Origin of the sequence: Nonomuraea sp. NPDC050556 (assembly GCF_044457355.1) — a bacterium.
Classification (GTDB): Bacteria; Actinomycetota; Actinomycetes; order Streptosporangiales; family Streptosporangiaceae; genus Nonomuraea.
The window spans coordinates 70,508-93,167 of sequence record NZ_JBITGU010000002.1 but is presented as its reverse complement, the minus strand read 5'-3'; the positions used below and the strand labels follow the sequence as shown (position 1 = coordinate 93,167).

General features: G+C 72.3%; 19 protein-coding genes. 7 read left to right on the top strand and 12 right to left on the bottom strand.

What is annotated here, in order from left to right; all coding sequences use genetic code 11:
• Positions 1-7 precede the first annotated feature (7 nt).
• Complete coding sequence (locus tag ACIBG8_RS18495) at positions 8-916, top strand: serine hydrolase (protein WP_397344040.1); 909 nt, start codon at positions 8-10, stop codon at positions 914-916.
• Here ACIBG8_RS18495 and ACIBG8_RS18490 read toward each other — a convergent pair.
• Positions 913-2,130, bottom strand: coding sequence for an MFS transporter (locus tag ACIBG8_RS18490; RefSeq protein WP_397344039.1), 1,218 nt, complete (start codon positions 2,128-2,130; stop codon positions 913-915). The genes ACIBG8_RS18495 and ACIBG8_RS18490 overlap by 4 nt on opposite strands.
• Positions 2,131-2,222: 92 nt before the next feature.
• On the opposite strand from ACIBG8_RS18490, the gene ACIBG8_RS18485 reads away from it, so the two are divergent.
• Positions 2,223-3,185: an Lrp/AsnC family transcriptional regulator gene (locus ACIBG8_RS18485; protein ID WP_397344038.1), complete on the top strand. Its 963-nt coding sequence runs from the start codon at positions 2,223-2,225 to the stop codon at positions 3,183-3,185.
• Here ACIBG8_RS18485 and ACIBG8_RS18480 read toward each other — a convergent pair.
• Both ACIBG8_RS18480 and ACIBG8_RS18475 read right to left on the bottom strand, forming a co-directional pair.
• Positions 3,163-4,002: a hypothetical protein gene (locus ACIBG8_RS18480; protein ID WP_397344037.1), complete on the bottom strand. Its 840-nt coding sequence runs from the start codon at positions 4,000-4,002 to the stop codon at positions 3,163-3,165. The two genes, ACIBG8_RS18485 and ACIBG8_RS18480, sit on opposite strands and share 23 nt — an antisense overlap.
• Positions 4,003-4,048: 46 nt before the next feature.
• Entirely contained in the window at positions 4,049-4,966 is a 918-nt protein-coding gene (locus ACIBG8_RS18475; protein ID WP_397344036.1) for an NADP-dependent oxidoreductase, read from the bottom strand.
• Between the two features lie 56 nt (positions 4,967-5,022).
• Here ACIBG8_RS18475 and ACIBG8_RS18470 point away from each other — a divergent pair, with 56 nt between their 5' ends.
• Entirely contained in the window at positions 5,023-5,403 is a 381-nt protein-coding gene (locus ACIBG8_RS18470) for a winged helix-turn-helix transcriptional regulator (RefSeq protein ID WP_397344035.1), read from the top strand.
• Here the strand turns inward: ACIBG8_RS18470 and ACIBG8_RS18465 are convergent.
• Positions 5,378-6,730, bottom strand: coding sequence for an FAD-dependent monooxygenase (locus ACIBG8_RS18465; protein WP_397344034.1), 1,353 nt, complete (start codon positions 6,728-6,730; stop codon positions 5,378-5,380). The two genes, ACIBG8_RS18470 and ACIBG8_RS18465, sit on opposite strands and share 26 nt — an antisense overlap.
• Before the next feature lie 86 nt (positions 6,731-6,816).
• Between ACIBG8_RS18465 and ACIBG8_RS18460 the strand changes: the two genes are divergently transcribed.
• The gene (locus tag ACIBG8_RS18460) at positions 6,817-7,380 is read left to right on the top strand and encodes a TetR family transcriptional regulator (RefSeq protein WP_397344033.1); all 564 of its coding nucleotides are present in this window, start codon (positions 6,817-6,819) and stop codon (positions 7,378-7,380) included.
• A 4-nt stretch (positions 7,381-7,384) separates the two neighbouring features.
• Here the strand turns inward: ACIBG8_RS18460 and ACIBG8_RS18455 are convergent, their stop codons facing one another.
• Positions 7,385-8,347 carry a sigma-70 family RNA polymerase sigma factor gene (locus tag ACIBG8_RS18455; protein ID WP_397344032.1) on the bottom strand — a complete coding sequence of 321 codons (963 nt, stop codon included), beginning with the start codon at positions 8,345-8,347 and terminating at the stop codon, positions 7,385-7,387.
• Positions 8,348-8,454: 107 nt separating this feature from the next.
• On the opposite strand from ACIBG8_RS18455, the gene ACIBG8_RS18450 reads away from it, so the two are divergent.
• Together ACIBG8_RS18450 and ACIBG8_RS18445 are read left to right on the top strand one after the other, a co-directional pair.
• The gene (locus tag ACIBG8_RS18450; protein WP_397344031.1) at positions 8,455-9,225 is read left to right on the top strand and encodes an SDR family NAD(P)-dependent oxidoreductase; all 771 of its coding nucleotides are present in this window, start codon (positions 8,455-8,457) and stop codon (positions 9,223-9,225) included.
• Positions 9,226-9,372: 147 nt separating this feature from the next.
• Positions 9,373-11,151: a discoidin domain-containing protein gene (locus tag ACIBG8_RS18445; RefSeq protein WP_397344030.1), complete on the top strand. Its 1,779-nt coding sequence runs from the start codon at positions 9,373-9,375 to the stop codon at positions 11,149-11,151.
• Here ACIBG8_RS18445 and ACIBG8_RS18440 read toward each other — a convergent pair.
• A complete protein-coding gene (locus tag ACIBG8_RS18440; protein WP_397344029.1) occupies positions 11,110-13,677 on the bottom strand; it encodes a PEP/pyruvate-binding domain-containing protein in 2,568 nt (855 codons plus the stop codon). The genes ACIBG8_RS18445 and ACIBG8_RS18440 overlap by 42 nt on opposite strands.
• 133 nt (positions 13,678-13,810) lie before the next feature.
• Between ACIBG8_RS18440 and ACIBG8_RS18435 the strand changes: the two genes are divergently transcribed.
• Complete coding sequence (locus tag ACIBG8_RS18435; RefSeq protein WP_397344028.1) at positions 13,811-15,028, top strand: MFS transporter; 1,218 nt, start codon at positions 13,811-13,813, stop codon at positions 15,026-15,028.
• Here the strand turns inward: ACIBG8_RS18435 and ACIBG8_RS18430 are convergent.
• Genes ACIBG8_RS18430 through ACIBG8_RS18405 form a run of 6 tightly spaced genes read right to left on the bottom strand, consistent with a single transcriptional unit; the run spans position 15,000 to position 22,657 of the window.
• Positions 15,000-16,433 carry an MFS transporter gene (locus ACIBG8_RS18430; protein ID WP_397344027.1) on the bottom strand — a complete coding sequence of 478 codons (1,434 nt, stop codon included), beginning with the start codon at positions 16,431-16,433 and terminating at the stop codon, positions 15,000-15,002. The genes ACIBG8_RS18435 and ACIBG8_RS18430 overlap by 29 nt on opposite strands.
• A gap of 30 nt (positions 16,434-16,463) precedes the next feature.
• Positions 16,464-19,292 (bottom strand): BTAD domain-containing putative transcriptional regulator, encoded by a 2,829-nt coding sequence (locus ACIBG8_RS18425; protein WP_397344026.1) that lies wholly within the window; start codon positions 19,290-19,292, stop codon positions 16,464-16,466.
• A gap of 10 nt (positions 19,293-19,302) precedes the next feature.
• The gene (locus tag ACIBG8_RS18420; protein ID WP_397344025.1) at positions 19,303-20,046 is read right to left on the bottom strand and encodes an isocitrate lyase/phosphoenolpyruvate mutase family protein; all 744 of its coding nucleotides are present in this window, start codon (positions 20,044-20,046) and stop codon (positions 19,303-19,305) included.
• Positions 20,043-20,768, bottom strand: a complete 726-nt coding sequence (locus ACIBG8_RS18415; RefSeq protein ID WP_397344024.1) for a hypothetical protein — start codon at positions 20,766-20,768, stop codon at positions 20,043-20,045. Before ACIBG8_RS18415 ends, ACIBG8_RS18420 begins: the two co-directional genes overlap by 4 nt.
• Positions 20,769-20,813: 45 nt before the next feature.
• Complete coding sequence (locus ACIBG8_RS18410) at positions 20,814-21,458, bottom strand: DUF998 domain-containing protein (protein ID WP_397344023.1); 645 nt, start codon at positions 21,456-21,458, stop codon at positions 20,814-20,816.
• Positions 21,455-22,657 (bottom strand): glycosyltransferase, encoded by a 1,203-nt coding sequence (locus ACIBG8_RS18405; RefSeq protein WP_397346138.1) that lies wholly within the window; start codon positions 22,655-22,657, stop codon positions 21,455-21,457. Before ACIBG8_RS18405 ends, ACIBG8_RS18410 begins: the two co-directional genes overlap by 4 nt.
• Between the last annotated feature and the right edge of the window lie 3 nt (positions 22,658-22,660).

Below are 22,660 nucleotides of genomic sequence, written 5' to 3'. Positions count from 1 at the left end.
TGGAGGTATGCGTCGTGGATGGTGGGCCGCTGTGGCCCTGATGGCGGCCGGGTGCGCCGCCCAGCAGCCGGAGATCGTGCTCCCGGTGAAGGCCGCGGCCCTCACCCCACCCTGTCTCGTGAAATATCGGGACAAGGTGGCTAGTGCGGGTGCGCTGGGGAAGCTGGAGCGCGACATCGGCCGCTACATCGCCAGGCAGAGCGGCCGCATCGTCTACAGCGCCCAGGACCTCGTGACCGGGATCAGGCTGGGCCACCGCGAGCACGAGAACGGCATGATCACCGCCAGCGGCGCGAAGGTCGACATCCTCACCGCGCTGCTGCAGCGCCGCAGCGGGCTGTCCGGCGGCGAGAGCGACCTGGCCAGCCGCATGATCAGGCACAGCGACAACTCGGCGGCCGACGCGCTGTGGTGGCGGGTCGGCGCCGGCTCGGGCATGGGCCGCTTCTACCGCAGCGCCGGGCTGCGCGAGACGGTTCCCGGGCCGAGCAAATACTGGGGCGGCACCAACACCAGCCCCGCCGACCGGATCAGGCTGCTCAAGGTGCTGGTCAGGGGCGGTGGTTCCGGGCTGCGCACGGCCGAGCGGCGGCTGGTGCTCGACCTCATGGGCCGGGTGGAGCCCGACCAGCGGTGGGGTGTCAGCGCGGCGGCCAGGCCGGGCGACCGGGTGGCGCTGAAGAACGGCTGGACGCCGCGGCCGTTCATCCACAACACCTGGGCGGTCACCAGCTACGGCCGCATCACGGGACCTGACCGCGACCTGCTCATGTCGGTGCAGACGGACCTCCAGGCTGGCGAGGGCAGCGGGATCGCCGCCATCGAGGGCCTGGCCAGGCTCATCGGACAGCGCCTCGACGCGCTCCGCCCGATGAGGACCAGGCCGTGCGCCGGGCTGCGCGGGGCCCAGCTCTAGGACATGACGGCAGCGCTCACCGCGGTGGCCGCCAGCAGTGCGGCGGCCGTCCAGAAGGCCGCGGTGAGCGACCCGGCGAGGTAGACCCCGCCGAGTACGGCGACGCCGAGCGTGCCGCCCACCTGCTGCACCGCGTTGAGCAGCCCGGCGGCCGCCCCGGTGTCCTGCGGCTTGACCTCGCCCAGCGCGGCGGTGAAGAACGGCGCGGTGAACAGCCCGACGCCGACGCCCGCCACGAGCAGCGTCCACGGGGCGAGGAGCAGGCAGGCCAGTCCGGCGAACATGACGCGGGAGCCGTATCTGGGCACCAGATAGGCCCCGGCCACCCATGAGGACACGGCCAGCCCCAGCGACCAGGGCAGCAGCGTGAGCCCGGCGGCGAGCACGTCCTTGCCGAGCGCGAGCTGCTGGTGCAGCACGACGGTGAACATCAGCCCGGTCGTGACGGCGAAGAACAACGTCGAGGTGACCAGCGCGGCGGGGAATGCCGACCCGGTGAACAGTCCCGGCGTCCGCCGCCGCTGGTGCAGGCAGAACCAGGCGAGTACGGCGACGCCGACCGCGACCAGCCACTTCGGCGCCGGCTGGATGAGCGGATACACCACGAGTCCGATGCCGATCATGCCCAGCGCGGTGCCCGCCAGGTCGAGGCCCGGCCGTTCCGGCGCCCGGTCCTCCGGCAGGTGCCGGGCGGCGACGAGCACGGCCACCCCGAGCGGCAGGTTGATCAGGAACGCCGCGCGCCAGCTCACGGTGTGCGTGAGCAGCCCGCCGAGCACGGGACCGGACACCGCGGCCAGGCCCATGACCGGCCCGATGCTGCCGAGCGCCCTGGACAGCTGCCTGCCGTCGAACATGGCCTTGATCAGCCCGAACGTCTGCGGGATGACCAGCGCGGCCGCCCCGCCCTGCAGCGCGCGCAACCCGATCAGCGCCCCGGCCGAGGGGGCGAGGGCGCAGCCGAGCGAGGCGAGCAGGAACACCGACACGCCGATCAGGAACACCCGCCTGCGCCCGGCCAGGTCGCCCAGGCGCCCGCCGGTGATCAGCAGGAGGGCGAAGGCCATGGTGTAGGCGGCGCTGAACCACTGGATGTCGGTGAGCGAGCCGCCCAGCTCCCGGTGGATCACCGGTCCTGCGACCTGGACGACGGTGGTGTCGAGGAGGTTCATCGCTTCGGCGACGAGCAGCGCCGCGAGCCCTTTGGTCTTCATGCCCCACACCTTGGGGCGACGCCCGCCAATGCCTCCACTCTCGACGGCCTAGGCGCGGATATATGCCAAAAAGAGTGGATATTCTGCGGGATATGTACATGCTCGATGATCTCGACCGCGCGTTGGTGCACGCGCTGCAGATCGACGCGCGGGCCCCGTTCACGACCGTGGCAGCCGTGCTGGGCACCTCGCCGCAGACCGTGTTGCGGCGCTACCGCCGCCTGCACGCCTCGGCGGGGCTGCGCGTGGTCGGGCTGGCCGACGCCGCGCTCACCAGCCGCCAGCTCTGGCTCGTGCGCATCACCGCGGCGGCGGCCACGGCGCAGGACATCGCCCACACGCTCGCCAGGCGGCAGGACACCTCATGGGTGCGGCTCACTTCGGGCGGCACCGAGATCGCCGCGATCATCCAGACCGCACCCGGAGACGCGCACGCCCTGCTCCTTCGCGACATCCCGCGCACGTCGAGCATCACCGCCGTCTCCGCCCACTACCTGCTGCACCTGTACCTGGGCGGTCCCATCGCCTGGCGCGGCCGGGTCGACGTCCTGACCCCGGAGCAGCAGGAAGCGCTGCGGGTCCCGGCAGAGGGCGCGGGCGCGACGCTCGGGGCGGCGGACCACGCGTTGCTGGCCGTACTCAGGAAGGACGGCCGGGCCAGCTACACCGAGCTCGCCGCGGCCACCGGGTGGTCGGCGTCCACGGTCGCGCGGCGGCTCACCGAGCTGCGCGCCGCCGGGACGCTCTTCTTCGACGTCGACATCGACCCGGCGCTCTTCGGGATCACCGTGTCGGCCATGTTGTGGATGTCGGTCGCCCCAGCGCGCCTGGACGAGGTGGCGGTGGAGCTGGCGACGCACGACGAGCTCGCCGTGGTGGCCTCGACGACCGGGTCGTCGAACCTGTTCGCGCACGTGCTCTGCCGCGACGCCGAGGCGCTGCACCACTACCTCACCCGCCGCCTCGCCTTCGACGCGATCACCCGCATCGAGACCGCACCCGTGCTCCGTACGCTCAAGGCGGCGGCCAGCCTCAGAGACGGCCGTTCGCCCTGAGGATCTCGACGGCCCTGACGGTGGTGGCGCCGCGCCAGTCGAGCGCGCCCGCCGGGGAGATCACCGCGTAGTCGACCACCCAGCCGCCGTCCTCCTGCTGGAGCGCGGCGAGGCGGTCGAGGTCCGCCTCGACGACCTCGGGGGTGAACAGGGCGCGGGCCGGAGTGCCAGGGTAGGGGGCGAAGTCGAGCGGGTGCAGCGACTCCGCCTCCGTGCCGCCCTGCACCCGCACCCGTCCGTCGGCAGGGATGTGCTTGGCCAGCCGGTCCAGGCGCTCGGTGTCGCCCAGCTCGTCGAGCAGGCGCACGGCGAACAGCAGGATGTAGGCGTGCGGCGCCTCGTTCAGCGCGTCGACGGCGTCCAGGCAGTAGCGGGTGGCGCGGGCCAGCCAGGGGTGGTCGGCGAGGCCGGGCACCCGGTACGCCCAGGCGGCCGAGATGGCGGTGATCTGCAACGAGGACTCGCCCGCGTCCGGCCCCCTCCACCACGGCGCGGTCCCGGCCGCGGTGGAGACGGGCAGCGCGAACGGCAGGCCGCCGTCGGGCAGCGACACCGAGTCGAGCCAGTCGCACAGCTCGACCGCCTCCCGCGCGGGCGGCAGCTCGGCGAACACCTCGAAGGCGTGCAGCGCGGCGCCCGGCTGGCTCTCCGGCGCGCGCAGGTCGGGCTCCAGCCCCCAGCCGTAACCGCCGTCCGGGTTGCGGTAGCCGTTCAGGGCCGCGAGCACCCCCGCGGCGTCGATCTCGCCCATGAGGAGCTGGAACCGGCGGCGGTCGAGCAGCCGCGCGTGCCCGGCCATGAAGTCAGCAGCGTTCATGTCTCCATCCTGCGACGACTCCCGGCCGGGGTCTTGCAGGAATCGGTCACACGCTGACGGCGAGCTTGCCGAGCGTGCCCGCGGCGAAGTCGGCGATCGCCCGGCCGGACTCGGCCAGCGGGTACACCCGGGCCACCGGTACCCGCAGCGTCCCGCCGGTCACGTGGGCCGCGAGCTTCGACAGCGTCGCCTCGGACGGGTCCGCCATGATCGCGGTCGCCTTGACGCCCGGGGTCTCCGGCGTGAAGTGGATGGTCGTGGCGAACCTGCCGCCCTCGACCAGCAGCCCGGCCACCTCCGCGCCGTCGCCGGCCAGGTGCAGCGCCGCGTGCACCCCGTTCGGGGCGAGCGCGCGGACCTGCGCGGCCAGGTCGGCGTGGTCGACCGCGTGCGCCGCGCCCAGGCCGAGCACGAACGCGGCCTCCTCGCCCGGCCTGGCGGTGGCGATGACCGTCGCCCCGCGCGCCGCAGCGAGCTGGATCGCGTACGCTCCCACGCCGCCGGTCGCGCCGGACACGAGCACGGTCTCGCCCTCTTCGAGCGAGACGGCGTCGACCGCGTTGAGCGCAGCCGTGCCCGCCAGGCCCAGCGCGCCCGCCCTGGAGTGGTCCAGGCCCTCGGGGAGCCTGGCGATGCCGTACCCCTCGGGAACCACCACGTACTCGGCGAAACCGCCCTGGCCGAGGGTGGGGCGCATGACGACGCCGAACACCTCGTCGCCGGGGGCGAAGGCGGTCACGCCAGGGCCGGTGGCGGCGACCGTACCGGCGAAGTCCTTGCCGACCACGACGGGGAACTCGTACTCGTAGATCCCCTTGAGGTAGCCGCCGATCACGCCGAGGTCGAACCCGTTGACCGAGGACGAGACCACCTTGACCAGCACCTCGCCGGGTCCCGCCTGGGGGACCGGCAGGTCGGTGAGCGTGGGTTCCCCGCCGAAGTCGTCAAAAGCAACAGCACGCATTTTTTCTCCTAACCACACGATTTGTGCGTGCCTCGAGTGTGGGTCACAATGCGGAGATGAGGGAAGAAGGCACTTCGCCCCGCGTACCGCACACCGATGTTCGTTGCCAGTTGCGCGACGTGCTCGACCGGGTGGGGGACAAGTGGAGCGTGCTGGTCATGTCGCTGCTCGGCGGCCGGTCCATGCGCTACTCGGAGCTGCAGCACAGCATCGAGGGGATCTCGCAGCGGATGCTCACGCTGACCCTGCGCAGCCTCGAACGTGACGGGCTGGTGGTCCGTACGGTCACCCCCACCTCGCCGCCCCGGGTCGACTACGCGCTGACGCCGGTGGGCGAGACGCTGTCGGTCGAGGTCAGCTCGCTGATCGGGTGGGCGGAGGAGCACCGGGAGTACGTCGCCACCTCGCGGGTCAGCTACGACCGAGCAACGTCCTGAGGGTCGCCGGGTCGGCGGTGTAGCCGTCGGGGCGGACCAGGGTCGTGGGGCCGGGCACCCGCTTGACGGTCAGCCTGTCGTCGGTGATCTCCGGGGTGCCCTCCGTCAGCAGGACGAAGTGGCCCCCGCGCAGCGCCTCGTAGAGCCTGGTGCCGTCGGGCAGGTCCACGTCGGCCGCGCGCGGGTGGCCGGGGTAGGTGAAGCCGACGCCGCTCATCCTGCCGAGCATCTGCTTCTGAACCGCGGGGATCCGCGACACCAGGCCACCGACCAGGCCGCGCACCCAGCGCAGGACCGGCGACTGGATCATGGCGAGCCTGATGATCGTGCCGCTCAGCCGCACCACCTCCTTGCCGATGGGGTGGCGCTCGGCCTGGTAGGTGTCCAGCAGCTCGTCGGGCGCGCCGCGCAGCACCGAGACGAGCTTCCAGCTCAGGTTGGCCGCGTCCTGGAGACCGGTGTTCATGCCCATGCCGCCCGCGGGGGAGTGGCAGTGCGCCGCGTCCCCGGCCAGGAAGACGCGGCCGATCCGGTACTCGGGCACCTGGCGCTCGTCGCTGTGGAAGCGCGACATCCAGCGCGCGTCGTGCATGCCGAAGTCGCTGCCCAGGGCGCGCCTGGTCACCTCGCGGATCTCGTCGAGCTCGATGGGGGCGTCGTCGGGCACGTCACGGGTGCGGTCCCAGCAGAAGATGCGCCACCACCCGTCGCCGAACGGCGCCAGGAAGGCGAACTCGCTGCCGTGCCCGTTCACCGTCAGGGTGTCCGGCGGGGTCTCGGACAGCTGCACGTCGGCCAGCATGATCGACTTGAGGACCGAGCGTCCCGGGTACGGCGAGCCGAGCGCCTTGCGCACCGCGCTCTTGATCCCGTCGGCGCCGACGACGTAGGCGGCCCTCCTGCTGGGCGCGTCCTTGAGCTCGACCGTGACGCCTTCCGCGTCCTGGGTCAGCCCGGTGACCTCGGCGCCGTAGACGAAGGTCACGCCCGCCTTGACCGCGCGCTCCAGCAGCACCCGCTCCACGTTGTACTGCGCGGTGATCAGCAGGTAGGGGAACCGGCTCTTCAGCTTGCCGAAGTCGACGTGCACCTTGTCGAACAGCCGGGCGTTCTGGACGTGCGCCACGCTGGTCGTCTCGAGCTCGTCGGCCAGCCCGCGGGCGTCGAGCACCTCCAGGGTCCTGGCGTGGACGCCGAACGCGCGCGACATGTTCGACACGTCGCCGTCGCGCCGCTCCAGCACCGTCACCTTGACGCCCGCCTCTGCCAGGTCGCCCGCGAGCAGCAGTCCGGTGGGACCGGCGCCCACCACGATGACCTCATCCATGTCCGCTCCTGATGTCAACGGTTGTTGGCATAAGTAAAACCCGCGGCGAATTGGAAGTCAACACCTGTTGGCCTACACTTGTTGACATGGAGTCTGCAGACAAGCCGCGCCGCTCCGACGCCACCAGGGCGGCGATCCTCACCGCCGCCCGCGAGCGCTTCGCCGCCGACGGATACGAGCGAGCGACCATCCGCGCCATCGCCGCGGACGCGAGCATCGACCCGGCCATGGTGATGCGCTATTTCGGCAACAAGGAGAAGCTTTTCGCCGCGGCGGCCGAGTTCAACCTGCGCCTGCCCGACCTGTCCGACGTGCCGGCCGAGCAGATCGGCGTGGTGCTGGCGACGCACTTCGTGGAGCGGTGGGAGGGTGACGACACGTTGCGCGCGCTGCTGCGGGCGGCCGTCACCCACCCGGTGGCCGCCGAGCGGATGCGGCAGCTGTTCGCCGAGCAACTCGGCCCGGTCGCCGCGCGCCTGGCTCCCACCGACGCCGCCGCCCGCGCGGGGCTGGTCGCCACCCAGACGCTGGGGCTCGCGCTGACCCGCTATGTGCTGGAGTTGCCGCCGGTGGTGGCGATGGACCGGGGAGCGATCATCAAGTGGCTCGCCCCCACCCTCCAGCGCTACCTCACCGCCCCGTCGCCCTGACCCGCTAGGGGAGCGATCGCGGCAGCCCGAACCAGGGCAGGACGCTGTTGTCGAACCTGGTCATGGCGCACACCCGGTCACCCGCGAGCCCGAGCACGATGAGACCCGTCCCGTGCCGCACGCCGGACGTGCTCCGCAGGTAGGCGCCGAACGCCGGCTGCCCGTTCGCCCGCGCCGGCACGAGGTCGAACCTCCGCCCAGCGCCGAAGATGCCCGCCACGAAGCTCCCCACGACCTCCAGCCCCTGGTACTCGAGCGGCATCGGCGGCATCGACATGAACACGTCGTCCGTCAGCAGCGCCACCAGCGCGTCGAGATCCGCCGACTCGTACGCGCTGACGAACCGCGCCACGATCGCCTCCTCCACCGGCGACCCGGCGGGCGGCGGCGGCTCGCGGTCCCGCGGCAACCGCCGCTGAAGGCTCGCCCGCGCCCGCTTGAGCGCGCTGTTGACCGACTCCACCGTCGTGTCCAGGGTCTCGGCCACCTCGCTCGCCGGGAACCCGAGCACGTCGCGCAGCACGAGGACGGCGACCTGGCGCGGCGGCAGGACCTGCAGCGCGGTCACGAACGCCAGCGAGATCGACTCCGCCCGCTCGTAGCGGGCCTCCGGCCCGTCGGGGAAGGGCTCCAGCCAGACGACCTCGCTGAGCCCGGTCGGCTCCGGTGGCTCCATGCCCGGGATGTTCCACTCCCTCGGCGGGCGCCGTCCGGCCGCGCGGCGCGCGTTGAGGCACCGGGTGGTGGCGATCCGGTAGAGCCAGGTGCGCAGCGAGGCGCGCCCCTCGAACCCGCCGAGCCCCTGCCAGGCGGTCAGAAGCGTGTCCTGGAGGGCGTCCTCGGCGTCCTGGTAGGAGCCGAGCATCCGGTAGCAGTGCACGTGCAGCTCCCTGCGGTACGGCTCGGCCAGCTCACGGAACGCCTCGCCGTCCCCCGAGCGCGCTCGCGAGATCAGATGTGATTCCACCCCTCTATAGACACCCTTCTCGCGGCCGAATGGGCGGTCCGCGTGCGCCCGATTTTCCCGGAGCACGGTGTCTCTTCCGTCGACACACACCATCGAAGGGAACAGAGATGTTGCTGCAGGACAAGGTAGTGGTGATCTACGGCGCGGCCGGAGCGATCGGCGCCGCGACGGCACGCGCCTTCGCCAAGGAGGGGGCCAGGCTCTTCCTGACCGGCCGCCTCCTGTCGCCGGTCGAGGTGGTCGCCAAGGAGATCTCCGCCGAGGCGGCCGAGGTCGACGCGCTCGACGCCGACGCCGTCGAGGCGCATCTGCGGTCCGTGATCGACCAGGCGGGACGGATCGACGTCTCGTTCAACGCGGTCGGCGTCCCGGACGCGCAGGTCGTCGGGGTGCCGCTGGCCGAGATGGACGCCGCGCGGTTCGCCCTGCCGATCACCGCCTACACCACGTCGTACTTCCTGACCGCTCGCGCGGCGGCCCGGCGCATGATCCCGAACAGGTCGGGCGTCATCATGACCGTCAGCGCGCTCCCCTCCCGGTACGGCACGCGGCTCAACGGCGGCTACGGCGCCTCGCAGGCCGCCAAGGAGGCGCTCACCCGCGACCTGTCGGCCGAGCTGTCGCCCCAGGGTCTCCGCGTGGTCGGGCTGCGGCCGCACGGGCTGCCGGAGACCGGCACGATGCGGGAGGCCTTCGACGCCAAGCCGACCGGGCTGAGCTGGGAGCAGTTCCAGGAGTACCTCGCCGGGATGACGCACACACGGCGGGTGATGACGCTGGACGAGGTGGCGAACGCGGCGGTCTTCGCGGCCTCCGACCGGGCGAGCGGCCTGACCGGCACCACGCTCAACCTCACGATGGGCACCCTGGACGACTGACGCCCTTTATCGTGGATTCCATGAATAGTCATCGCCCGTACTCTTGCATTCGCGATCTTCTTTGCGGATGATGCTGGGTGGCGGCGGCCTAGATAAGTTACATACCGGTGATAGTGCGCCTGCCGCCTCTGACGAAGAGGACTCCGCATGCGTAGATCGATCCTCCCGATGGCCGCCGTCCTGGCGCTCGCCGTACTGACAGCACCCGCACCGGCCGCTGCCGATCCCGGCCCCAGGCCGGGCGCGTACCGGCTGGACTGCCAGGGCGGGACCTGCACCGTCTTGGCGACGGGCAAGCGGCGCCCGCACCACGTGGAGGAGTTCGTCACCACCGTCAGGACCGGTGACCAGGTGTGGGCGCGGGACACCGTCTACAGCCGGGACGGGAGCGCCCGCAGCCGCCCCTTCCCCCGGCCGGCCGGGGACGTGACGGTGGACGTCGCCGTCACGTCCCTGCCGGAGAAGCTCGCAGGCACGCCGCTGCGCCTGATGGCCTGGAACCTGTTCGTCGGCGGCACGATCAACCGCCAGGAGACGACCGGCGAGAACCTCAGGCAGATGATCGACTACCTCAACGAGGTCAACCCGGACGTGCTGTTCGTGGTCGAGGGGTACGGTTCCGGGCAGAAGATCCTTGAAGGCCTGAACGCCGGGCGGGCCGAGGGTGACCGGTTCTCCGGCGTGCAGCTCACCCAGCCGGAGGACTACAGCGTCAACGGCGACAACCTGTGGCTCTACACCAAGCTCGAGATCCAGAAGGTCTACCCGCGCTACGCCGACGCGGACATCTCCTCCTTCAACCTCGGCGGCGCCCGGCTCGGCCTGCCGAACGGCCAGCACGTCAACGCGTTCAGCATGTGGACCTGGCACGACGGCTACGCCTTCGGCGACACCCACGACGCGGCCGTGCAGAACACCCACAGGCTGCCCAGGACGAAGACGATCGAGCAGATCCTCGACGGCGACAACCTGCGGCGGTACGGCATGGGCAAGGCGATCCTGGAGAAGGCGCTGCCGTCCTTCATCGGCGACGACGACGCCCCGGTGCTCATGGGCGGCGACCTCAACGCCCAGTCGCACCTGGACTGGAGCGAGCAGTTCGCGAACGCTCCCGGGCACGGCGGGGTCGTGCTGCCGTGGCCGTACACGAAGCTGTACACCGACGCGGGCTTCCTCGACACCTTCCGCTACGCCAACCCCGACGCCGGCCTCTACCCCGGGCGCACGTGGAGCCCGCTGAGCGGCTTCGGCGCCGTGCCGGCGCGCATCGACTACGTCTTCGCCAAGGGCAAGGACGTGCGCGTGCTCGGCTCCCGTGCGGACGTCCGCCGCCTGCCCCGCCACCAGGGGAGCCCGCTGGACCAGACGTACCCGTTCTACTCCGACCACGGCGCGGTGATCACCGACGTGGTGATCCGCGGGAAGGGCACGGGCCCGGACCGCACGCCCGTGACCGAGGAGCCGGGGCTGGGCCGCGAGATCTGGCCCGCACCCCCGCCCGGCAGGAGGATCCCGCCGTCGGAGCTGACCGCGACGGCGAGCACGTTCAAGCCCGGCATCGGCGACCCGCGCCGGGCCGTCGACGGGAACCTGACGACCGACTACCACTCGTACTACCCGGAGGTCGTGCCGCAGCCGCACTACATCACCGTGGACACGGGCCGGATCAGGAACCTGTCCGCGGTGCGCTTCCAGCCGAAGCTGCGGGTCGGGATGAACGGCACGATCCTGAAGGGCGTGGTGCAGGTGAGCGACGACGGCACGACCTTCAGGGACGTCACCCAGGTCCAGTGGCCGAGGATGACGGCACCGAACGACGTCGACCTGAAGGGCGTGTCGGCCAGGTACGTACGCCTGCGCGCGGACTACGGCATGGGCGGAGCCTCAGCCCTCGCCGAGATCATCCCCTACGAGAGCGACCGCTGAGGTCACGGTCCCGGACGTGCCGTCGAGGGTGATGGTGTGGCCGGTTTCGATGCGGTCCGTCGCACCGGCGACGCCCACCACGGCGGGGATGCCGTACTCGCGGGCCACTACCGCGCCGTGCGAGTTGGCGCCGCCCATCTCCATCACCAGGCCACCGGCCGTCAGGAACAGCGGGGTCCAGCCCGGGTCGGTCGACGGGCAGACGAGGATCTCGCCGGGTTCCAGGTGGGCGCCCATCGGGTCCATGACCACGCGGGCCACGCCGGTGACGACGCCGGGGGAGGCCGGGGTGCCGGTCAGGGCGCCGTCCGCGGGGGCCGAGGCGGTGGCCACCGCCTCGGGTTCCGTGCCGTCGGAGAGCAGGATCCTCGGGAGGTGCCTCCTGCGGCGCTCCTGGGCCTGGGTGTCCTTGCGTGACTGGACCAGGGAGCGGTAGTCCGCCGGGGTCCTGGCCTCCTGCAGCGTCAGGTAGAAGATGTCGGCCGGCGCGTCCAGCTCGCCCTCCGCCGTGAGGGTGGCGCCGATGTCCAGGAGCTGGGCGCGCAGGGCGGCCAGGACCCTGATGATGGTGTACTTCGGGAGCTCGCGGACTCCGGCCAGCTCCCTGGTGCGGCCCAGCAGGAAGCGGACCAGCCGGCCACGCGCTCCACCGGTGCGCCGTGCGAGCGTCGCGATGGCCGCCTCGGCCTCGGTGGCGCCCCGGGTGAAGAGAGCCGACGGAGCCAGGGACGCGTCCTCCAGGCGCAGGTAGTTGGCGATCATGCCGATGACGTGCGTGGGGTCCTCCGACCAGCGCGGCACGCCGATGTCGATCTCCGCGACCGCCCTGTCGCCGTAGGTCCGCAGGAAGTCGGACAGGATGGGCAGGGGTTCCCTGGCCAGCTCGGCGGGCGGGGTCGACAGGAAGCGGGCCGTCAGCGCCGGGTCCTGGCGGATCTCCTCCGCCAGGTGCCACAGGGCGAGGTCCATCTCCGTGGTCACGTTGTACGGCAGGCCGCGCAACACCGCCTGCAGCTCGTCCCCGCCCGCCGTACCCCGGAGCAGGCGCGCCGCCAGCCCGAAGGACACCAGTCCGGCGGCCAGCGCGGGCGCCATCCGCGGGATGATCGACGGCATCGTCGGCCCGTACAACATCCGCGCCACGTGGTCCACCCGCTCGCGCACCGAGGCGGAGGCGGGCGGCGGCGTCAGCCGTTCCTTCATGAACGGCCAGGCGGACGACGCGCGCCGCCGGGCGCCCGCAGGATCGACGAGCGCCCTGAGGACACGCGGCGGGATGCGGTAGCGGAACGCGATGCGGGCCACCCGCCGCAGGAACGGCCGCATGGACGGCTGCGTGACGCTGAAGCGCGGGTCGTCGAACAGACCGCGCATCACCTCGGCCGACCTGGCCTCCATGAGGTCGAACACCCGCGGCACGATCGCCCGCCCCGCCTTGCTGCGGATGACGGGCGTGAGGTCGGCGAAGACACGGCCCGCTGCCTCGGTGAAGACCGGCGCCCCGCCCAGCGGCGAGGCCACCGGCGACCCGAACATGCCGGAAATGCCGGAGGAGAGCGCGCGGAAAGCGGAGATGCCCATCGGGGTGAGCGGCGGGTAGACGCCCTGGGCCAGGGAGAAGTTGAAGAAGACCCGCATCCCCGAGGGCCCCTCCGGAATGGGGAAGAGCGTGGTGATCGGCCTGGCCTGGGTGAGCCACAGCTTGCCGTCGGCGTCGATGGCCCACTCGGTGTCCTGCGGCGCGCCGTACACGCCCTCGACCTCTGCCCCGAGCGCCGCCAGCGCCCGCAGCTGCTCGTCGGTGACGCACGCGTCGTCGGACGCGGAGGCGACGTGCTCGACCCCGCCGCCCGGCAGCGAGCGGACCGAGGTCAGCTTGTCGCCCAGCCGCCGCTCCAGCACCCGCCCGGTGTCGAGGTCGACGACGAAGTGGTCGGGGTTGACCGACCCGGACACGACCGCCTCGCCGAGCCCGGGGGCCGCGTCGATCACCGCCTGCCGCCGCGTCCCCGTGACCGGGTTGGCGGTGAACATGACCCCGGCGACGTGCGCGTCCACCATGGACTGGATGACGACGGCGAGCCGCACCGAGCCGTGGTCGATGCCGTTGGCCTCGCGGTAGCTGATCGCCCTGTCGGTCCACAGCGACGCCCAGCACCTGCGCACCGCGGCGAGCACGGCGTCCGCGCCGATGACGTTGAGGAAGGTGTCCTGCTGGCCGGCGAAGCTGGCGTAGGGCAGGTCCTCGGCCGTGGCCGACGATCGCACGGCGACCGGGCCGGTGGCTGTGGCGCGAATCACCTCGGCGAGATCGTCGGGCACCGGCGCCTCAAGCACCTGCTTGCGCATCGTGGAAGGGTCGCCGGAGAGCCCGGAGGCCACCCGCCGGTAGGCCTCGGTGGTGAGGCACAGGCCGGGCGGAACGGGCAGACCCGCCCTGGTCATGACGCCGAGATTGGCGGCCTTGCCGCCGACGATCGGGAGCATCGAGCCGTCGATCTCCGAGAATTCCAGGATCAGGTCCATGTCCCACACGCTAAATCTCAACAGCGTTGAAGTCAACAACGGGTGAATTATGCGCTGACATACAATGGACAAAACAGCTAGACCGCTCGGCGGCCGCATGTCGGTATCACCCCGGTCCTACCGGAGGTGTCCGATGAAGTCCTACCTGAGCGTGCTCTCCACTCCTGGCGCGTGGCGCTTCCTGCTGCCCGCCCTCCTGGCCCGCCTGCCGTACGCGATGTTGCAGCTCGGCATTCTGCTGCTGGTCCAGTGGTCCACCGGCTCGTACGGCGCGGCCGGCATCGCCTCGGCCGCCGCCGCGATCTCCCAGGCCGTCATCGGCCCGCAGACCGGACGCCTGGCCGACCGCTACGGCCAGGCCAGGGTGCTGCTGCCGCAGATCGGCGTGCACGCGTTCGCCCTCGGCACGCTCCTGCTGCTGGCCTCCTCGCACGCCTCCATCCCGCTGCTCGTCGCCACGGCCGCGCTGGCCGGCGCGTCTGTGCCGCAGGTCGGCGCGATGGTCAGGGCCCGCTGGGCCTACTCGCTGGGCAGCTCCCAGAAGCTCGGCACCGCCTTCGCCGCCGAGTCGATCACCGACGAGCTGACCTTCACCATGGCCCCGGTGCTGCTCGTGGCGCTGTCGACCGGCTTCTCGCCGGTGGTCGCGCTGCTCGTGGCGCTGGCCCTGATCGTGACCGGCACGGTGGTGTTCGCCACCGTCCGTACGGCGGCGCCCGAGCCGATGCCGGTCAAGGTGCGTTCCGGCGGCGGCGTGCTCGGCCTGCGCGGCGTGGCCCTGCTGGCCGCCGCGTTCCTGGCGATGGGCTCGGTCTTCGGCAGCCTGCAGGTCGGCATCACCTCGTACACGACGCTGCTCGGCGTACCGGCGGCGGCCGGGGCCGTCTACGCCTCCTTCTCCGGCGCCAGCGTGGTCGGCGGCCTGCTCTACGGCGCGGTCCGCTGGCGGATCTCCGCGCCCGTCCGTCTCGCCGCCGGGCTCGGCCTCCTGGCGCTGGCGACCGGCGCGCTGCTGTTCGCCGGTTCCCTGCCCCTGCTGTACGGCGCTGCCGGGCTCGCCGGGTTCGTCATCGCCCCCGTGGTGATCACCGGCTACACGATCATCGAGCGGCTGACCCCCGCCGAGGTGCGCACGGAGGCGTTCACCCTGCTGACCGGCGCCATCGGCCTCGGCATCGCCACGGGCGCCTCGCTCGCCGGCCAGCTCGTCGACAACTTCGGCCCCGGCCTGGCCTTCTTCGTCGCCCCGTCGATGACGGCCGCGGCCGCCGTGCTGGTGCTGGCCAGGATGAAGCGGCTGCGCCCGGCGCCCGAGCCCGTGGTCACCGTACGAGAGCCTCTTCCTCGATGACCTTGGGCACCCCGCGCAGCCAGAACAGGGCGAGCGCGGCCACGACGAGGAGGGTGCCGGCCGTCGTGAGCGCGGTGACGTGCACGCCCTCGACGAAGGCCGACCGCGCCTGGCGGATCACCTCGGGCGAGGTGGTGCCCTGCAGCGTCTCCGCCAGGGTCTCGCCAGGACGGTTCATGGCCCGGCCGTAGACGGTGTTCAGCACCGTGCCCAGGATCGCGATGCCGAGCGACCCGCCCAGCTCGAACGCGGTCTCCGAGACCGCGGCAGCCGCTCCCGCCCGCTCCTTGGGCGCGGTGGCCAGCACGTTGTCGTTGTTCACGGTGAAGGTGAGCCCGATGCCCGCGCCCCCGACCAGCATCGCCAGGAACAGCGGCAGGTAGGCCGTCTCCGTGCCCAGGAAGTAGTAGGAGCCGAAGGCGACGGACGTCAGCACCAGCCCGAACGCCACGACGCCGTTCCTCCCCAGCGCCGGGATCAACCTGGCGGCCAGCACGCCGCCCAGGGCGCCGGACAGGCCGCCGGGCAGCCCGGCCAGGCCCGCCTGCAGCGGCGACCAGCCGAGGACGAGCTGGAAGTACCAGGCGAACATCAGGCTCATCGCCATCATCACGAACATCGCCAGGAGGTTCGTCAGGATCGAGGCGCTGAACGCCCTGCGGCGGAAGAGCCGCACGTCGATCAGCGGCTCGTCGAGCCTGGTCTGCCGCCAGGCGAACAGCGCCAGCGCCGCCACCCCGAGCACGCCTGGCGCGACCGACGCCTCCTTCACCGCGTAGATGACCGCGATGACGCCGACCATGGACAGCGCCACGCTCGCCAGGTCGATGCGCCGGGCGGCGACGCCGCGCGACTCGGGCAGCACGACGGCCCCCGCGACGACCACCACCGCCATGATCGGCAGGTTGATGAGGAACACCGAGCCCCACCAGAAGTGGTCGAGCATCAGCCCGCCCACGACCGGCCCGACGGCGAAGCCCGCCGCGCTCATCCCGCTCCAGAGCCCGACGGCCGCCGTGCGCTCGGCCGGGTCGGTGAAGACGTTCCTCACGATCGACAGTGTGGACGGCATGATCGTCGCGCCGGCCACGCCGAGCAGCGCCCTGGCCGCGATGAGCAGCTCGGGGTTCGGCGCGTAGGCGGTGAGCGCCGAGGCGGCGCTGAAGGCCACGGCGCCGATCAGCAGCAGCTTCTTGCGTCCGATGCGGTCACCGAGGTTGCCCATGGTGATGAGCAGCCCGGCCAGGGCGAAGCCGTACACGTCGCCGATCCACAGCAGTTGGGTGGCCGAGGCGTCCAGGTCGGCCACCAGCTTGGGCAGCGCCAGGTGCAGCACGGTCAGGTCGAGCGACAGCAGGAGCGTGGCGGCGCACGCGACGGCCAGGCTGGCCCATTTCCTCTTCATGCCCGCAGCGTGGCCGCACCCGCTGACCGCTCACGCACCAGCGGCTGACAGCCGGTCCAGGGCGAGCCTGATGCGGATCCTGGTGTCCTCCGCGCTGTACCAGTCCTCGGGGCACTCGGCCAGCGCCTGCTCCAGCAGGAGCCGCGCGCGCCCGGTCTCGCCGCGCCGCCAGGCGAGCTCGCCCAGCCCCAGGTGCGCCCTGGCCGCCGCGTCGTCGGCCGCGGTGCGCCTGGCCAGCTCGGCGGCGCGCTCGTACTCGGCCTCGGCGAGCGCCAGGTCGCCGAGCGCGACCAGGGACTCGGCACGCCGGCCCAGGTAGTCGGCCACGTCGGCCACCGCGCCGAGCTGGCCGGCCAGCGCGAGCGCCTCGTCGAACAGCTCCAGCGCCCTGGCGTGGTCGCCCTCGGTATTGGCGAGGTCGGCCATCCCGGCGATCACGACGGCGCTGCCCCAGCGCTCCCCGAGCTCGCGGAACGCGGCGATGGACCTCTCGAACTCGGCCGCCGCCCTGTCCACCTGCCCGCGTATCTGCCAGGTGAAGGCGCCACCCGCGTGGGTGAGCGCGCGGATCCACGGCGTCAGCGCCTCCTCCTGCTGCGGCAGCAGGTCGTTGAGTATGTCGAAGTCGGACGGCGGGCCGGTGAACATCGGCAACATCAGGGTGAGGAACTCCAGCCGGTAGGGGAACCGGTCGTACGGCAGCGGCGCGTTCAGCGCCTCCACGTGGGCGCTCAGCTCGGGGGAGACCGCCCCTGCCGAGGCGGCGAGCAGCACGCACATGGCGTACTCCTCGTCCATCCCCTCGACGGGACCGGGCCCGACGACGCCGAGCAGGTCGCCCGCCAGCTCGGAGCTGACCAGCCGTTGCCCGCGCATCCACCAGTAACACGCGAGCGCCGACAGCAGCCGCAGGCCGAACGCGGCCCGGCCGCCGTCGATCGCCCAGCGCAGCGCGGCGTGCAGGTCCTCGCGCTCGCCGTCGAGCCGCTCCAGCCAGACCAGCTGGTCGGCGGTGCGCAGGTGGGGGTCGGCGGTGGTCGCCAGGTCGAGGTAGTAGGCGGCGTGCGCCTCGCGGAGGTCGCCGTCCGCGTGCTCGGCGCAGAACGCCTTGATGGTGTCGAGCATGCGGTAGCGGCCGCGGTCGACGAAGACGAGCGACTTGTCCACGAGGGAGGCGAGCACGTCCTCGTCGAACCCGCAGACGCGCTCGACGCCCTCCAGCGTGGCGCCGTCGGCGAACACGGTGAGCCGCGCCGCCAGGACCCGCTCGTCCTCCTCCAGCAGGTCCCAGCTCCAGGCGACGACCGCGCGCAGGGTCTGGTGCCTGGGCAGAGCCGTACGGCTGCCGCGGGTCAGCAGCTTGAACCGGTCGCCGAGCCGGGCGGCGACCTCTTCCACGGTCAGGGTGCGCAGCCGGGCCGCGGCCAGCTCGATCGCCAGCGGCAGCCCGTCGAGCGCCCGGCAGATGGACACCACGTGGGCGGCGTTGCCCTCGTCGACCGCGAAACCCGGGTGGACGGCCGACGCGCGGTCGTTCAGCAGCCGGACGGCCGGGTTGGCCAGGGCCTCGGCCACGGTGGCGTCGTGCCTGGGCAGCGCCAGCGGGGCGACGGGGGCGAGCGTCTCGCCGGTGATGCCCAGCGCCTCGCGGCTGGTGGCCAGGACGCGCAGGTCGGGGCAGGCGGCCAGGAGGCGGTCGGCGACCTCGGCCGCCTCGGCGACGAGGTGCTCGCAGTTGTCGAGGACGAGCAGCAGCTCGCGCCCGGCCAGGACGCCGGTCAGCCGGGTCAGGGGGTCGGCGGCGGGGCGGTCGGCCGCGGGGATCAGGGCCGCCTCGCGCACCCCGAGGGCGTCGAGCACCGCTCTGGCGACGCCGCCGGTGGCGGGGGCCAGGGGGACGAAGCACACGTCTCCTGCCGAGCGCTCGGCGGCCTCGCTGGCCAGCCGCGTCTTTCCCGCGCCGCCGGGGCCGATGAGGGTGACGAGTCTGGCGGCCTTGAGGAGGGTGGTGAGGTGGTCGAGGTCGGCGGTTCTGCCGACGAAGCTGGTGAGCGGAGCCCGGATCCCCAACCTGGCACCCGGCGCCGCGGGTGTGTCATGCGCGGTCGGCGGGCCTGGCACGTTCAGGATTGGGTCGGCGCGGAGGACGGCTGTGTGGGTCTCCACGAGTTCGCGGCCTGGGAGGATGCCGAGTTCGTCGTCGAGGGCGCGTCTGGCGTCCTCGTAGACGGCGAGCGCGTCCGCCTGGCGGCCGCCGACGTACAGGGCGCGCATGAGCTGGGCGCGCAGCCGTTCGCGCAGGGGGTGCGCGGCGGTGAGGGTGCGCAGCTCGGCGACCAGCTCGCGATGATGGCCGAGCCCGAGATTCGCCTGGATGCGGTCCTCGACAGCGGTCAACCGCAGCTCCTCCAGCCGAGAGGCCGCCGCCCGCGCGAAAGGCGCGTCGACAAGGGCAGACCCATGGTCCTTCCATTCGGCCAGCGCCTGCCGCAGGACGGAAGCGGCGGCCGCGTGGTCGCCGGAGGTCAGGGCCTGGGAGCCCTCGGTGGCCAGGCGTTCGAAGCGGTGCGCGTCCACCGCGTCCGCCGGTACGGCCAGCCGATAGCCCGCCGGGTGGAACTCCACCACCTCCCTGCCCAGCGACCGACGCAGCCGCGAGACCTGTGACTGCAGCGCGTTGGCCACCCCGTCCGGCGGATCGTCCCCATAAAGCCCGTCGACCAGCCGTTCGGCCCCGACGACCCGCCCCGCGTCCAGCGCGAGGAGGACGAGCAGCGCGCGCACGCGCGGCCCGCCGAGCGCGACGGGCCGCCCGTCGCCGTCGTACACCCGGGCGGATCCCAGGATCTCCACGCGCATGATGCGATTATCAAGCCTCCGGCAGCAACCGCACGATGTCGGCATATGACGGCACACCCACCGCGGCCTTCCCCTGTACGGCCAGCGCGGCCGACAGCGCCGCCTGCACCGAGGCCCGGTACAGCAACGACCCCGTGCTGACCCGCGCCACCCCCACGGAGGCCAGTTCGTCGAGCGACGGCCCGGAAGGCTGGTAGAGCACGTTGACCGGCAACGCCGTAGCCGAGACGATCTTGGCGATCTCCGCGAGGTCCGACACGCCCGGCACGAAGATCCCGTCCGCGTCCGCATAGGCGTCGAGGCGCGAGAACGTGTCCCCGGTGCCGAGCCAGTGCGTGTCGGTGCGGGCGTTGACGAACACGCCGTGCCCGAGGGCGGCCGCCAGGATCTCCCGCTGCAGCCCGACGTCGCGCAGCGTCCCGTCGGGCCTGCCGTCCTCCAGGTTGACCCCCGCCACGCCCATCGCGGCCAGCTCCTGGACCAGCTCACCAACCTCGGCTGCAGAGTCGCTGAAGCCGCCCTCGATGTCCACGGTCACGTGGACGCCCAGCGTGCACAGGGTGCGCGCCAGCGCGAGGGTCTCCGCCTTGGTCGCGCCCGCGGCGTCCGGCTTGCCGTACACGGCGGCGACGCCCAGGCTCGTGGTGCCGACGGCGGGGAAGCCGTGCGCGGCCAGGATCGCGGCCGAGCCGTAGTCCCAGGCGTTGGGCAGCAGGAGCGGGTCGCCCGGCCGGTGCAGGTCATGAAAAGTCATGCGGAAAGCCCTTCGAGGACGCCGGCGGCGATCGCGAACGCGTGCGCCGATGCGGGACACGGTCGGACACCGTACCCGAAGGTCAGATGGGGCGAAGGACCACGGCCGGCGTCGAAAGCCAGCGGGTCGGAAAAGACGGATGGGTCGCGGTTGACCGCGACCAGGTCGACCTCCACCGGGGAGCCTTCCACCACGCGCCGGGTGACCAGCAGCGGCGGATCATGGCGCAACGTCTCGTGCAGCACACCCTCGACGGGCCCCTCGTGCTTCAGGGCGTTGGCGATCAGGCCCTCGGTGGCCGCGTGCCCCTGGAGCAGCAGGGTGATCTGCGGGATCGTGGCCGCCTTCAGCAGCAAGGCCACGGCGGCGTCGCCGTCGGGGCTCTCCTCGCCGGACAGGTAGCCCTTGGCCGCCTCGGCGACCTGCGGGGTGAGATCGTCGAGCCCGAGCGCCTCGCACAACACCGCCGTCGGCACGCCTGCCCACACACCACCACGCACCCGCGCCCGAGCGGCCGCGCGCAGCGAGGAAGGGTCAAGGTCAGACAGGAGCCGCTCCAGCTCGGCGCGGCGCTCCGCGTGGACCTGGCCGGTGCTGAACCGCGAAACCTGGGCGCGCAGCCAGGCGAGCGTGCCCTCGGCAGCGTCCTGACGCACCGGAGGCGGCGCGGAACGGCTGTCGGAGAGCACCGCCCTGGCTTCGGCATGACGAGTGATCTGCATGGTGCCCACGTTAGGTGCGATTCATTTCGACGAAGGACGAAGGGTTCACGCGGCCAGCCGCTCCCGGGACTCCTCGGACGGCGAGGGGACGGCACGCAGGACGGGCACGGCCTCGCGGGAGGCGGCGACCGCCATGACGGCCACCAGGACGATCTCGGCGACCACCAGGCCGCGCTCCAGCAGCCCGTAGTAGGCGACCCCGCCGATCAGCCCCGAGGTGATCGAGGCGGGGTGCGCGGCGAGGTAGAGGCCCAGGGTGAGGGCGGAGGTGAGGCTCAGCGACCGGACCAGGTGCCAGCGCGGCGCCGCCGTACGGCCTCTGGCCAGCACCCAGCCGGCCACCGGCAGCGCGGTGAACACCACGGCGGACCCCCAGCGGTGGATCTCCCCGGCCAGCGACCCGACGCCGGTGCCCGGGTCGGTCGGGAAGACCGCGCTCAGCATCAGCCCGGCCGCCGCGAACACGAGCAGGACCCTGGTGGCCGCCGACCGCGACGGCTCGCGCACGGCCAGGCCGTACGCCAGGAAGACGCAGCCCGCGCCGAGCGCCAGCATGCCCAGCATGACCGGCGCAAGCCCGCCTGAGACCAGCGCGTAGTCGCTGATCAGCGTCTGCGCCGGGAGCGCCACGTGCACGTAGCCCAGCGACACGATCGCCACTACCGTGCTGACCACCACGGGCCACTTCATGCGGTCACCTCATCGTAGATCGCCTCGAACCGGGCCAGGGACGTCTGGTGGTCGTGGGTCAGCGCCAGCTCGCGGCTGGCCCTGCCCATCCGCTCGCGCAGCTCGTCCGAGGTGAGCAGCGCGGTCAGGTGCTTGGCCAGGGACACCACGTCGCCGGGCTCGTAGAGGAAGCCGTTGCCCTCCACGAGGTGCGGCAGCGCCATCGCGTTGGCCGCGACCACGGGCAGCCCGCTGGCCATGGCCTCCAGGGTGGCGATGCTCTGCAGCTCGGCGATGCCCGGCATGGCGAACACGTCGGCGGCGGCGAACGCCTGCGGCATCGCCTCGTCGGGCACGAACCCGAGGAAGAACGTACGGTCGCCGACGCCGATGCGCCTGGCCAGCTTCTCCAGGTGCGGGCGCTGGTTGCCCTTGCCGACGAACGCGATCTGCGCGTCGGTCTCGTTGAGCACCATCGGCAGCGCCCGCACGATCTCGTCGATGCGCTTCTCCTCGTCCAGCCGCCCGACGAACAGGATCGTCTCGCGGTCGGGCAGGTCGAACGCCTTGCGCGCCCACGCCTTGGGCTCGGCGTGCGGATGGAACCTGGTCAGGTCGATGCCGCAGGAGACCGCCTCGACCTCGCGGGCGAAGCCCTGGTCGGCCAGCAGCCCGGCGGCCAGCGGCGTCGGCGTGGTGATGTGGTCGGCGCGGTTGAAGATCCGGTTGAAGTCGCGCCACGCCATGCGCCCGGCCTTCTCGCGGAGCTTGGCCGGGATGTGCGCGAACTGGAAGAGGTTATCCGGCATGAAGTGGTTGGTCGCCACGACCGGCACCCCGCGGCGGCGGGCGGCGGCGATCGCGGCCCGCCCGACCACGAAGTGGCCCTGCGTGTGCAGCACGTCGGGCTCGATCGCCTCGACGAGCCGGTCCAGCCTGGTCGGTACGGTCACCCGCATCGTGGGGTGCACCAGCAGCGGGGCCGAGCGCAGCCGGTGCACGACGACCCCGTCGATGACCGAGGCGCTGGCCGGGCCGTCCTCCGACTGGCAGACCACGTGGACCTCGTTGCCGCGCTCGGCCAGCCCGGTGGCCAGGCGGTGGGTGAAGTAGGCCGCGCCGTTCACGTCGGGAGGGTAGGTGTCGGTCGAGATGAGCACCCGGCGCGCCCTGGTGGGGGCGGGGGCGAGCTCGGTGACGTTCATCAGGGGCATGGGCATGGC

Coding starts and splice junctions, on each gene's coding strand:
- ACIBG8_RS18495 (WP_397344040.1), top strand. CDS start 8: ATGCGTCGTGGATGGTGGGCCGCTGTGGCCCTGATGGCGGCCGGGTGC.
- ACIBG8_RS18490 (WP_397344039.1), bottom strand. CDS start 2,130: ATGAAGACCAAAGGGCTCGCGGCGCTGCTCGTCGCCGAAGCGATGAAC.
- ACIBG8_RS18485 (WP_397344038.1), top strand. CDS start 2,223: ATGTACATGCTCGATGATCTCGACCGCGCGTTGGTGCACGCGCTGCAG.
- ACIBG8_RS18480 (WP_397344037.1), bottom strand. CDS start 4,002: ATGAACGCTGCTGACTTCATGGCCGGGCACGCGCGGCTGCTCGACCGC.
- ACIBG8_RS18475 (WP_397344036.1), bottom strand. CDS start 4,966: ATGCGTGCTGTTGCTTTTGACGACTTCGGCGGGGAACCCACGCTCACC.
- ACIBG8_RS18470 (WP_397344035.1), top strand. CDS start 5,023: ATGAGGGAAGAAGGCACTTCGCCCCGCGTACCGCACACCGATGTTCGT.
- ACIBG8_RS18465 (WP_397344034.1), bottom strand. CDS start 6,730: ATGGATGAGGTCATCGTGGTGGGCGCCGGTCCCACCGGACTGCTGCTC.
- ACIBG8_RS18460 (WP_397344033.1), top strand. CDS start 6,817: ATGGAGTCTGCAGACAAGCCGCGCCGCTCCGACGCCACCAGGGCGGCG.
- ACIBG8_RS18450 (WP_397344031.1), top strand. CDS start 8,455: ATGTTGCTGCAGGACAAGGTAGTGGTGATCTACGGCGCGGCCGGAGCG.
- ACIBG8_RS18445 (WP_397344030.1), top strand. CDS start 9,373: ATGCGTAGATCGATCCTCCCGATGGCCGCCGTCCTGGCGCTCGCCGTA.
- ACIBG8_RS18440 (WP_397344029.1), bottom strand. CDS start 13,677: ATGGACCTGATCCTGGAATTCTCGGAGATCGACGGCTCGATGCTCCCG.
- ACIBG8_RS18435 (WP_397344028.1), top strand. CDS start 13,811: ATGAAGTCCTACCTGAGCGTGCTCTCCACTCCTGGCGCGTGGCGCTTC.
- ACIBG8_RS18430 (WP_397344027.1), bottom strand. CDS start 16,433: ATGAAGAGGAAATGGGCCAGCCTGGCCGTCGCGTGCGCCGCCACGCTC.
- ACIBG8_RS18425 (WP_397344026.1), bottom strand. CDS start 19,292: ATGCGCGTGGAGATCCTGGGATCCGCCCGGGTGTACGACGGCGACGGG.
- ACIBG8_RS18420 (WP_397344025.1), bottom strand. CDS start 20,046: ATGACTTTTCATGACCTGCACCGGCCGGGCGACCCGCTCCTGCTGCCC.
- ACIBG8_RS18415 (WP_397344024.1), bottom strand. CDS start 20,768: ATGCAGATCACTCGTCATGCCGAAGCCAGGGCGGTGCTCTCCGACAGC.
- ACIBG8_RS18410 (WP_397344023.1), bottom strand. CDS start 21,458: ATGAAGTGGCCCGTGGTGGTCAGCACGGTAGTGGCGATCGTGTCGCTG.
- ACIBG8_RS18405 (WP_397346138.1), bottom strand. CDS start 22,657: ATGCCCATGCCCCTGATGAACGTCACCGAGCTCGCCCCCGCCCCCACC.